16 protein-coding genes are annotated in these 9,201 nt (G+C 61.4%); 13 read left to right on the top strand and 3 right to left on the bottom strand.

Going from position 1 to position 9,201, the window contains the following annotated elements:
• The 4 genes from EN906_RS12655 to EN906_RS12640 all read left to right on the top strand — a co-directional run.
• Positions 1-561: ATP-binding cassette domain-containing protein (locus EN906_RS12655; protein WP_164777160.1), on the top strand; the 561-nt coding region annotated here is incomplete at its 5' end.
• 78 nt (positions 562-639) lie between these two features.
• Positions 640-918: a type II toxin-antitoxin system RelE/ParE family toxin gene (locus EN906_RS12650; RefSeq protein WP_023809788.1), complete on the top strand. Its 279-nt coding sequence runs from the start codon at positions 640-642 to the stop codon at positions 916-918.
• A 27-nt stretch (positions 919-945) separates the two neighbouring features.
• Positions 946-1,254, top strand: a complete 309-nt coding sequence (locus EN906_RS12645) for a HigA family addiction module antitoxin (protein ID WP_127268663.1) — start codon at positions 946-948, stop codon at positions 1,252-1,254.
• A gap of 135 nt (positions 1,255-1,389) precedes the next feature.
• Entirely contained in the window at positions 1,390-1,548 is a 159-nt protein-coding gene (locus tag EN906_RS12640) for a hypothetical protein (RefSeq protein ID WP_127268662.1), read from the top strand.
• Positions 1,549-1,564: 16 nt separating this feature from the next.
• Here EN906_RS12640 and EN906_RS12635 read toward each other — a convergent pair whose 3' ends face one another.
• Positions 1,565-2,179 (bottom strand): glutathione S-transferase family protein, encoded by a 615-nt coding sequence (locus EN906_RS12635; RefSeq protein ID WP_127268661.1) that lies wholly within the window; start codon positions 2,177-2,179, stop codon positions 1,565-1,567.
• Between the two features lie 238 nt (positions 2,180-2,417).
• Between EN906_RS12635 and EN906_RS12630 the strand changes: the two genes are divergently transcribed.
• Positions 2,418-2,846 carry a glyoxalase/bleomycin resistance/extradiol dioxygenase family protein gene (locus EN906_RS12630; protein ID WP_127268665.1) on the top strand — a complete coding sequence of 143 codons (429 nt, stop codon included), beginning with the start codon at positions 2,418-2,420 and terminating at the stop codon, positions 2,844-2,846.
• Positions 2,847-2,921: 75 nt separating this feature from the next.
• Positions 2,922-3,275: a DUF1428 family protein gene (locus EN906_RS12625; RefSeq protein ID WP_127268660.1), complete on the top strand. Its 354-nt coding sequence runs from the start codon at positions 2,922-2,924 to the stop codon at positions 3,273-3,275.
• A 141-nt stretch (positions 3,276-3,416) separates the two neighbouring features.
• Here the strand turns inward: EN906_RS12625 and EN906_RS12620 are convergent, their stop codons facing one another.
• Entirely contained in the window at positions 3,417-5,039 is a 1,623-nt protein-coding gene (locus tag EN906_RS12620) for a tetratricopeptide repeat-containing sulfotransferase family protein (protein ID WP_236382892.1), read from the bottom strand.
• A gap of 139 nt (positions 5,040-5,178) precedes the next feature.
• Between EN906_RS12620 and EN906_RS37265 the strand changes: the two genes are divergently transcribed.
• From EN906_RS37265 to EN906_RS12590, 7 genes are all read left to right on the top strand, one after another.
• Positions 5,179-5,571, top strand: a complete 393-nt coding sequence (locus EN906_RS37265; protein WP_164748817.1) for a hypothetical protein — start codon at positions 5,179-5,181, stop codon at positions 5,569-5,571.
• Positions 5,572-5,762: 191 nt separating this feature from the next.
• Positions 5,763-5,963 (top strand): cold-shock protein, encoded by a 201-nt coding sequence (locus EN906_RS12610; protein ID WP_127270517.1) that lies wholly within the window; start codon positions 5,763-5,765, stop codon positions 5,961-5,963.
• A 144-nt stretch (positions 5,964-6,107) separates the two neighbouring features.
• Positions 6,108-6,377, top strand: coding sequence for a hypothetical protein (locus tag EN906_RS12605; RefSeq protein WP_023809798.1), 270 nt, complete (start codon positions 6,108-6,110; stop codon positions 6,375-6,377).
• Positions 6,374-6,655, top strand: coding sequence for a hypothetical protein (locus EN906_RS12600; RefSeq protein WP_127270520.1), 282 nt, complete (start codon positions 6,374-6,376; stop codon positions 6,653-6,655). The genes EN906_RS12605 and EN906_RS12600 overlap by 4 nt, the downstream gene beginning before the upstream one ends.
• Positions 6,656-6,694: 39 nt before the next feature.
• Positions 6,695-6,832, top strand: a complete 138-nt coding sequence (locus EN906_RS37260; protein WP_164482279.1) for a hypothetical protein — start codon at positions 6,695-6,697, stop codon at positions 6,830-6,832.
• A gap of 99 nt (positions 6,833-6,931) precedes the next feature.
• Positions 6,932-7,150: a hypothetical protein gene (locus tag EN906_RS12595; protein ID WP_127270522.1), complete on the top strand. Its 219-nt coding sequence runs from the start codon at positions 6,932-6,934 to the stop codon at positions 7,148-7,150.
• Between the two features lie 149 nt (positions 7,151-7,299).
• Entirely contained in the window at positions 7,300-8,853 is a 1,554-nt protein-coding gene (locus tag EN906_RS12590; protein ID WP_127270524.1) for an EAL domain-containing protein, read from the top strand.
• A 31-nt stretch (positions 8,854-8,884) separates the two neighbouring features.
• On the opposite strand, the gene EN906_RS12585 is transcribed toward EN906_RS12590, so the two are convergent.
• Positions 8,885-9,201, bottom strand: a 317-nt coding sequence (locus EN906_RS12585) for a Kazal-type serine protease inhibitor domain-containing protein (protein WP_127375202.1), incomplete at its 5' end; no start/stop codon positions are given.

Raw genomic sequence — 9,201 nt, 5'->3', positions numbered from 1 at the left:
GGCGACCGCATCGTGCTGCTCGGCCGCAACGGCGTCGGCAAGTCGCGCTTCGTCACCCTGATCCGCAATGCCATCATCGAACCGGACACGGTGCGGAATGTGAAGGTGACGCCGTCGACGGTGCTCGGCTACAGCGATCAGGCGCTGTCGGGCATCAGCGGCGACGACACGCCGCTGGCGATGGTCTCGCGCCGCTACGATGTCGGCGAGCAGCGCGCACGGTCGTTGCTGGCCGGTGCTGGCGTGGTCATCGAGATGCAGGAGAAAAAGATCGGCGTGCTGTCCGGCGGCCAGAAGGCGCGGCTGATGATGCTGGCGCTGAGGCTCGCCAATCCCAACTTCTATCTGCTGGACGAGCCGACCAACCACCTCGACATCGACGGCCAGGAAGCGCTGGAAGCGGAACTGCTGGCGCATCAGGCCAGCTGCGTGCTCGCCTCGCACGACCGCTCCTTCATCCGCGCCATCGGCAACCGCTTCTGGCTGATCGACAAACGAAAGCTGACCGAAGTCGAGGACCCCGAGGAGTTCTTCCGCTCAGTGGCCGAAACGGCAGGATGAGGCCAACGGAGGTCGACTGGCATGTAAATTATTTGCTTACAGACCTTGTTTTTGTAAGCAATCTGTTTACATATATCGATGATCAAGTCCTTCAAGAACAAGGCGCTGTCGGACCTCTTTCAAACTGGAAAGACCGGCAAGATCGACGCCAAGATGCACAAGCGCATTCTTGTCCGGCTTGACCGCCTGGAAGCTTCGGAGAAGCCGGAGGAGATGAACCTTCCCGGCTTCGATTTCCACCCGCTGAAAGGCTTCGATCCAATCCGCTACACGGTCCACGTCAACGGTCCGTGGTGCATCACATTCGAGTTCGACGGCAAGGACGCTGCCCGCGTCGATTTCGAGCAATATCACTGAGGCGGCCAGACTGGAGAAGTTCGACTTATGACCGTGCACGAGCCGACGCGTCCTATTGAGCGTTGTCCCTCCCACCCGGGAGCGCTGCTTGAGGACATTATCCCGGCAACTGGAAAGACCAAGGTGGAAATTGCAAATCTGCTCGGGATCTCCCGGCAGCAGCTCTATGACATCATCCGCGAAAAGAAGCCGGTTTCGCCGGCTGTGGCCGCTCGCCTCGGGAAGCTGTTCGGCGACGGCGCCGCGATCTGGCTTCGAATGCAAGCGGCTTTCGATGCTTGGCACGCAGAGCGTGAAGTTGATGTTTCAGCGATCCCTACGCTCAGGGTTGCGTAGGTCCGCACGGCAGCATTCGGACAGACCATCAGACGCCGCGATAAAAAATCTCGACGGTCTGTCGGATAGCCTCAGCCCATCGCGTCCTTGGGATGCCGACACGATGATGCCGGCGCCAACCCAGGGAGAATTATCATGTCGGTTCTTTCATCCATCGGTCGCGTCGCAACCCGGTATGCGGCAGCGCGCGCTCGTCACCGCAGCGAGCGCATCCTGCTTTCGCTGCCGGCCTCGCTGCGCAAGGATATCGGCTTTCCGGACGTCTTCGACGCGCAGAACGGCCGCCGCCCCTGACCTCGCGAGGCGCCAGTCAGTCATGCGTATCACCTGAAAGCGGTGTCGCCTGCATCGATACGCGTTTTTCGAAAGCCTCGAACCAGTGCGTCAGCCGCGCCCGCGAGCGAAAAGGCGGCAGGTGGCGGAACGCCATCCAGGACAGCGTGGTGGCCAAGGCGATGTGGCCGACATGGAGCGGTGCCTCGTCGTCCAGCGCGCTTTCGATCCAGTCGTAGCTCGCCTCGATCTTTTCCCGGTATCCGTCGGCGAGAGCACCATAGCGCAGCTTTTCGGGTCTCCTTTCTGTCTCCCAGCGCAAAGCGATGCCTGTCTGCGCGAGGCCCTGGGCGACCGACTGAAGCCGCAACGCCTGCCAGCGCGCCTCGCCGTCCTGCGGCAGCAGCTTGCGGCCGTCATGCAGTGTGTCGAGATAGGCGCAGATGACATCGGAATCGAAGATCGGCGACGCATTTGGCCGCAACAGCACCGGCACCTTGCCAAGCGGATTTTCGGCGTAGACATCGGCGTTGCGCAAGGTCGGACTGGTCTCATGATGGATGACCTCCAGCCGATCGGCAATGCCAACCTCATGGGCGAAGACAAGCGCCTTGCGCGCGAAGGGTGAGTGGGTTTGATAGTAGAGGATCATTGTCGTCCCGGGGTTGAAGAGGCGTTCGCGTGATCCATCTGTTCTAGCCTGCGAGCCGAGAGAATTGCGCTCTGATTGGGCGCCGCCGACGCAAGTTCGTTTCACGCCTCTCGCTCGAGCCCGCGGCTGTCCGGGATTATCAAGGGCCGACCGCCAAAAAAATTTCGCCGCCATGTAGGATCGCCGCCGTCCGATCCGTCCTATGGCTCGCAAGGCCAAACGCAAAGAGGAACAACAAATGACTGATCAGACCCCCGTTCAGCCCGCGGCCAAAGTGCTCGGCGGATTGACCCCCTATCTGCAGCTGGATGGCGCCTTCAAGGCTGCCGAATTCTACAAGAAGGCCTTCGGCGCGGAGCAGGTCTTTGCCTACCCGGCGGACGAAAAAGGCCGCACCATGCACATTCACCTCCACATCAATGGCTCGACCCTCATGCTCTCCGATTTCTATCCGGAAAACGGAATGCCCGCCGTCAAGCCGCAGGGTTACACCATGCAGCTTCACCTCGGCAGCGACGACATCGAAGCCTGGTGGAAGCGCGCCGTCGATGCCGGCTGCGAAGTCGCCGTGCCGCTCCAGGTCATGTTCTGGGGCGATCAGTGGGGCAATATGCGCGACCCGTTCGGCGTCGAATGGGCGATGAACGCGCCGGTGAAGAAAGCCTGATCTGCCGCCGATGGCCCGAGCCCCTCACCGGCCGGCGCCGGTGAGGCCCTGTGAACTTCCAGGAGGAGATCCAAAATGTCCTATGTCGATGGTTTCGTACTTGCCGTATCCAGGGCAAAACTCGATGACTACAAGAAGCTGGCCAACCTCGCAGGGCCTATCTGGAGGGAACATGGCGCGCTCGCCTATGTCGAATGCATCGGCGACGACGTGCCCTATGGCGAGGTCACGTCCTTCCCGCGTGCCGTGCAGGCCAAGGACGACGAGATCGTCGTCTTCGCCTGGGCCGTCTATGAGTCGCGGGTGAGCCGCGATGCCGTCATGGCCAAGGTGATGGCAGATCCGCGCTTGAAGGCCGATTGGGCGGACATGCCGTTCGACGGCAAGCGCATGATCTTCGGTGGCTTCAAGCCATTCATTGAGCTTTGAGCAGCCGGTTGCAGATTAGAAGAAGCCTCTCAGCTTCGTCATCCTAGGGCGAAGCGCGAAGCTCCGTCGCGAAGACCCTAGGATGACGACGCGGGTGCTTAGGCCAATCTCTAAGGCCACGATCAGCTAGATAGCGTTGCGCTAATCCAGCTTGTCGAGCAGCGGCTTCAGCCGGTCTCCATAGCGCTTCCACAGATCGACCGACCCTTGATACATCGGCTGGCGCACCTGTGCGGCTGAAGCCGTGCGAACCGGTCGGTCGGTCTCGTGGAACGATAGAGCCGCGTCGTCCCAGGGCAGACCGAGATGAGCGATCAATGCCCGCGTCTGTCCTTCCTGGTCGGCGACAAAATCCTCGTAGCGTACATCATGCACGACGCCCGGCAGCACCGTGTGCCAATGCTTCATGATGTCGGTGTAGAGATTGTGGAAGTCGGCGAGCTCACCGAGATCGTAGCCATAGCGATGGCTGTCGCCGCGGAAATGCACCTTGTAGATCGACAGGCAGGTGGCCGCCGCATCGCGCGCGCAGTGGATGATCCTGGCCTTCGGCATCATCATGTGGATGAAGCCGACAAGCAGGAAGTTGCCCGGCATTTTGTCGGTGACGTGGCGCATGTTCGGATAGCGGGCATGCAGCATGTCGAGATAGGCTTGGCCTGCTTCGGCAAAATCCGCATCGCCCATATCCGATACGCCCCATGGGAAGCCACCCGGCATGGTCGCCGGGAACTGCTTGCCGACCGCCTTCTTCAAGATGCTGAGCTCGCCTGCGCCGTAGACCTGCGGATGGCTGGCAATGATCTGCTCGACCAGCGTCGTGCCCGAACGCGGCATGCCGACGATGAAGATCGGCGTGTCGTCGCTGATTGAGCTGGGCCTGTGCTTCTCGAAGAAGCCGGCATCGAAGGTGGCCTTCATCGCCTCGAATTCGGCCCGCGTCCTGGCCTGGTCGTAGTTGATGCCTTTGCGGCGGATCGCATTGCCTTCGGCGAAATAGTCGAAGGCCCGGCCATAATCCCTGAGATCGTCATTCGCCTTGCCGAGTCCGAAGGACAGCTGCATGCGTGCCAGGCTGTCCTGCGGCGCTTTGGCATGCTGGGCTTCCATGCCCCCAAGCTCGCTGTCGCGATCCTTCTGGCGCTTGACCTGCGTCAGCATCAGCCAAGCTGTGGCCATGGCGGGGTTGATCGCCAACGCCTGCCGGAACAGGTCGACCGCCTCGTCGAGCTTGCCCTTTTCCATCAGCCCGACGCCGAGCCCGTGCAGCAGGTCGGCATCCTTGGGGCGTATCGCCAGCGCTTCGCGGAAGACGGCGAGCGCCTCATCCAGCCGCCCGGCTTCCTGCAGGGTTTCGGCAAGCCCGATGCGGGCGCGCACGTGAAATGGGTTGCGTGCAACCGTGCCGCGATAAATCTCTTCGGCCTCTTCGAACTGGCCGACCTGCTTCAGCGATGAGCCGAGATTGTCGCGCGCCGCGAGCTGGTCCGGCCGCAGATCCACCGCACCGCGGAAGAAATCGATGGCCGCAGCAGGGCGGCCGAGGTCGCGCATCACCGTACCGAAATTGTTGAGGAAATCGGGATTCGTCGGCTGCAGGCTCACCGACCGTTCGATGAGATCCAGCCCTTCTTCGCTGCGCCCGGTCTGGTGCAGCAGCAGTCCCAGGAAATGCGCCGCGGCCGCATGCTTGGGCTGACGCGCCAGCACCTGCCGGTAGATCGTCTCAGCCTCTTGCCGGCGCCCCGCCTGATGCAGTTGCAACGCCTGCTGCACATACTGGTCGAGGCCCAGCGGCGGCTGTCCGCCTGCGCCAGACCTGGCTCCCGCACCCGCCGCTCGTCTTTGATCTCTGTTGATGGGAAACCTGCCGTGTTTTATCCGCCTGTGGCGATCTAGGCCATTGGCGCGCCAGGTTCAAGGCTTCGCTTGCTGTCTCGTCCTTTCGTCGGTGCGGAAAGATCAAATCAGGCGATTGGTCTCGGCAACCTGCCTGGCACGCCGAACCGTTCCATCGGTGTCGGCGATCCTTCGCTTTGCCGCCTCGTCACTTCTGACAGTCAGCCGCGGCGACAGGACAACCATCGGCTTTGCCATTACCGGCTTTGCGACCGGCGTGATCGTTACGGGGGTGCCTGTTGGCGTCTTTACGGACATCTCGAGGTCTCCTTCTTCAACTCACAAGAAAAATGAAATACCGGGAGAATTATTCCCGCTAAGCTTCAAACAGTTTTTGAATTGTATGAATTTGTATCATCATTTTTCTGATAGTTACAGCGCGCAATTTTTTGAATGAAGCACAATTTTATTTTAAAACGCCTTGATTAAATTACAACAAAGGCCTATCTGTACAGGATCGCTTTGGGCCAGAATTGGCATCTCGCGGCGTCAGAGGTTCTCGACCCGCCAATCTCATTCCAAATCATCGATACCGGGCGCGCGGCATGTTCGCTCCGCGCGGCCATTCTCATTCTTCGAAAGACCGACATGAACACCGGAACCGTGAAGTTCTACAATGGCCGGACCGGCTTCATTCAGCCGACCGATGGCGGCAAGGACGTCTTTGTCCATGTCAGCGCACTGGAGCGCGCCGGCTTCCCCGGCCTCGCCGAAGGCCAGAAGCTGCAGTTCGAGTTGGAGCGTGACACCAAGGGCCGCGAGTCGGCCGCCAATTTGCAAATGATCTGATCCGGCCGAATTCGATGAACGCTGACCACGGATGTACTGGCAGCTCTCGAAAGAGGCTTATTTCCAGCGACTGCCGGAAATAGGAAAGCGGGGCTCGTCCCCGCTTTTTTGTTTTCAGGACCGCTGCTTTGCATAGGTAAGACAATGCCGGACCGCACCACCCACTCCATCGCGCACTTCACCGCACCTTTCGTGCTCGGCGGACTGGAAGGGCAGCTGCCGGCCGGCGACTACGACATCGACCACGACGAAGAGCTGATCGAGGGCATGTCGCGGCTTGCCTGGCGCCGCGTCGCCACTTTCATCCATCTGCCGGCAAGGGCAGCGAAAAACCCGCCCACCAGCCAGCTTGTCGCCATCGATTACCTCGAACTCGAAACAGCGCTGAAGCGCGACAGGGAGAATGCAGCATGATCCGTTTCCAGCAGAATGCGCGCCCGCGCACCGACACACCCGCGCACCAGTTTTCGATCGGTCAGACCGTGCGCATGAAGAGCCGCACCGGCCTCGTTCAGAAGACCGCCGAACTGTTCCAGATCAAGAGCAGGCTGCCGGTCAAGGATGGTTCGCCGCAATACCGCATCCGCAGCGAGCAGGAGACCTATGAGCGGGTCACCACCGAAGACAATCTCGAACCGGCAGATCCGGTTGTTGCCGACAACCCCGTTGTTGCCAGCAACCCGCTCGTCTGAGACCCCACCGCCAAGCCAACACTGAAGCAGGAGCACGACATGTCCAAAGGTCAACAGCGTAGCAACCGCGAGACACGCAAGCCGAAGAAGGACAAGGTCGTGGCAAAGCCCGCCTCCCCGTTCGGTTCGTCGGTCAAGCAGGCGGAGAGCAGCTTGAAGCCGAAGTCGAAAGGCTGACAAACTGGAGGGCGCGCCTCGTGCGCCCTTTCCGTCGTCCTCTGTGAGGTGGCGAATTGACTGGACAGGCCTGCGCAATGCTCTGCCACGGAGGCGCGCTTGAATTTCGTCATCGAGTTCTACCGGTTGCGCGACGCCGACGAAGCCACTCTCGACAAGGTGTCGCTGGAGGCGCCGAACCTGCGCGCCGCGCTGCAGGACGCCACCGCGCTGTTCCACACGCTGGCGATGCCGCAAATCCCCGATCGCCTGCGCATCTGCGACGACAGTGGCAGCGAGCTCTATGCCGGCCCGGCCGACGGCGCCTATCCGGTTTAGAGCAGCGGTGCTGCCCCACGACTCCATTAAAGTTCACGTAAGATCGAGGCCCTAATATCCGCCTGAACCGGGCCGCTGCCGCGATTGGTGGCCGAGACGTTGCGGGCGACCACCCACGATCGCCGCTCATACCCGAAGGCAGGAGGCGCATGGACAGGTCGCGCATCATCGTGACGGCGGTGGTGTTGGCCATGCTGGGCGCCATCTTGCCAATCGCAGCTATGTTTCATCTCGCTTGGATTCAGGCCGTCCAAAAGGAACATGAGCGGCTGCAGCTGTTCGCCAGCCGCGCCATCGCCAGGGCCGACATCTCGCTCAACGATGCCACCGCCGCCTTGCGGCAGATCGACCAGTTCACCGGCATCCGCTGTTCGGCGGACCATATAGCCCGTATGCGGCAACTCACCATCAACACGCGCCCGATCGAAGAAATGGGCTATTTCGAAAACGGCCTGCTCAAATGCTCTTCCTGGGGACCGACCGAAGGGCGCGTTGCGCAATCCACCCCTGACTTCACCACCAGGGACGGCATTGCCGTCACCGCCCGCATGCAGCCGGTGATGAGCGAGGACCATTTTCTGATGGCGCTGCGATACAGGGATCACAACGTCCTTGTCGATCCGGTACGCTTTGTCGACGTCATCGTCGATCCCAGTGTCCAGCTCGCCTTGACGACGCAAACGGGCATCCTGCTTGGCGCGTTGAACGGCCCGAATCCTGCTCGTATCGAGAAGATCATCGCCGGTCCCGGCGAAGGCATCGATGACGATCTCCTGTTTGCCACGGCGCGCGGGACGGACTGGATTGCTGTCGCCACCGAACCGACAAGCCAGATCCTGGGCAGCGTTCGCAAGCAGCAATTCATGCTGCTTCCGCTCGGCGCCTTCATGGCTGCCTTCATCATCGGCGTGGTTGTGTGGCTGTCACGAAGGCGGCTTTCGCCCTTGGGAGAATTGCAGATCGCCGTGCGCAAGCACGAATTCATCGTCCACTATCAGCCGATCGTCGAGCTCAGGACCGGCAATTGCATCGGCGCGGAAGCGCTGGTGCGCTGGAAGCGGCCGAATGGCTCCCTGGTCCGGCCCGATCTTTTCATTCCGCTGGCGGAAGAGAGCGGCCTGATCACGGCGATCACCGATCAGGTCATTGCGATGGTTGTGTTCGACCTGAACAAGCTCCTGGTCGCCGATCGCTCGCTTCACATCGCCATCAATCTCAGCGCAACCGATGTCGGCACCGCGCGGGTCCTGCCTATTATCGAAAAGGCGTTGCAGCACACCGGAATCCGGCCCCAGCAAATCTGGCTCGAGGCCACGGAGCGAGGTTTCGTCGATATCAACTCGGCGCGTTCGACGCTCATTCGTGCCCGCGAACTGGGGCACGCAGTGGCAATCGACGACTTCGGCACCGGCTATTCCAGCCTGTCCTATCTCGAGGGGCTGCCGCTCGATGCGCTCAAGATCGACAAATCGTTCATCGATACGATCAGCACGAATTCCGCCACCAGTTCCGTCACCCCGCATATCATCGACATGGCCAAGACACTGAAGCTGAAGATCGTTGCCGAGGGCGTGGAAACGCAGGCGCAGGCCGACTATCTCGCCGAGCGCGACGTCGACTACGGCCAGGGCTGGCTTTTCGCCAGACCCATGCCTGCGTCCGAGTTCATCGCCTACTGTCGCCAGGTGGAGCCGACGGCTTGACGCCTGTCGTCCTCAACAAGGCGCAGCGTTCTCAGCACGGCCCGTCGCCAACGACGCGATAGTCCGCGGCGCGGGCTTCGCAGGAATTGGGGAAGGTACGCATCTCGCCATGCCGGCGGCCGCAGACCGGAGCATATTCGCGGGTGCAGAACGTCTGCTCGCCACCGCCACCGCCACCGCCGCTATCGCGGCACGGACCGTCGCGCACGATGCGGTAGCCAGCCCGGTCGGCAAGACAGGCATTGGCGAAGGTCTGGCGGTCGCCGCCGCGCCGGGCACAGACCGGCTCGTACTGCTTGCTGCAATATTGCGGCTCGGGCCGTGGCGGACGCGGGCGTGGCCCTGGTC

The organism is Mesorhizobium sp. M7A.F.Ca.CA.004.06.1.1, assembly GCF_003999135.1.
Taxonomy (GTDB): Bacteria; Pseudomonadota; Alphaproteobacteria; order Rhizobiales; family Rhizobiaceae; genus Mesorhizobium.
The sequence above is the reverse complement of the archived record's forward strand: the minus strand, read 5'-3'. Positions and strand labels throughout refer to the sequence as shown.

What these genes read in the sequence shown, in the direction of transcription:
- EN906_RS12650 (WP_023809788.1), top strand. Translation starts at nt 640, where the DNA reads ATGATCAAGTCCTTCAAGAACAAGGCGCTGTCGGACCTCTTTCAAACT.
- EN906_RS12645 (WP_127268663.1), top strand. Translation starts at nt 946, where the DNA reads ATGACCGTGCACGAGCCGACGCGTCCTATTGAGCGTTGTCCCTCCCAC.
- EN906_RS12640 (WP_127268662.1), top strand. Translation starts at nt 1,390, where the DNA reads ATGTCGGTTCTTTCATCCATCGGTCGCGTCGCAACCCGGTATGCGGCA.
- EN906_RS12635 (WP_127268661.1), bottom strand. Translation starts at nt 2,179, where the DNA reads ATGATCCTCTACTATCAAACCCACTCACCCTTCGCGCGCAAGGCGCTT.
- EN906_RS12630 (WP_127268665.1), top strand. Translation starts at nt 2,418, where the DNA reads ATGACTGATCAGACCCCCGTTCAGCCCGCGGCCAAAGTGCTCGGCGGA.
- EN906_RS12625 (WP_127268660.1), top strand. Translation starts at nt 2,922, where the DNA reads ATGTCCTATGTCGATGGTTTCGTACTTGCCGTATCCAGGGCAAAACTC.
- EN906_RS12610 (WP_127270517.1), top strand. Translation starts at nt 5,763, where the DNA reads ATGAACACCGGAACCGTGAAGTTCTACAATGGCCGGACCGGCTTCATT.
- EN906_RS12605 (WP_023809798.1), top strand. Translation starts at nt 6,108, where the DNA reads ATGCCGGACCGCACCACCCACTCCATCGCGCACTTCACCGCACCTTTC.
- EN906_RS12600 (WP_127270520.1), top strand. Translation starts at nt 6,374, where the DNA reads ATGATCCGTTTCCAGCAGAATGCGCGCCCGCGCACCGACACACCCGCG.
- EN906_RS37260 (WP_164482279.1), top strand. Translation starts at nt 6,695, where the DNA reads ATGTCCAAAGGTCAACAGCGTAGCAACCGCGAGACACGCAAGCCGAAG.
- EN906_RS12590 (WP_127270524.1), top strand. Translation starts at nt 7,300, where the DNA reads ATGGACAGGTCGCGCATCATCGTGACGGCGGTGGTGTTGGCCATGCTG.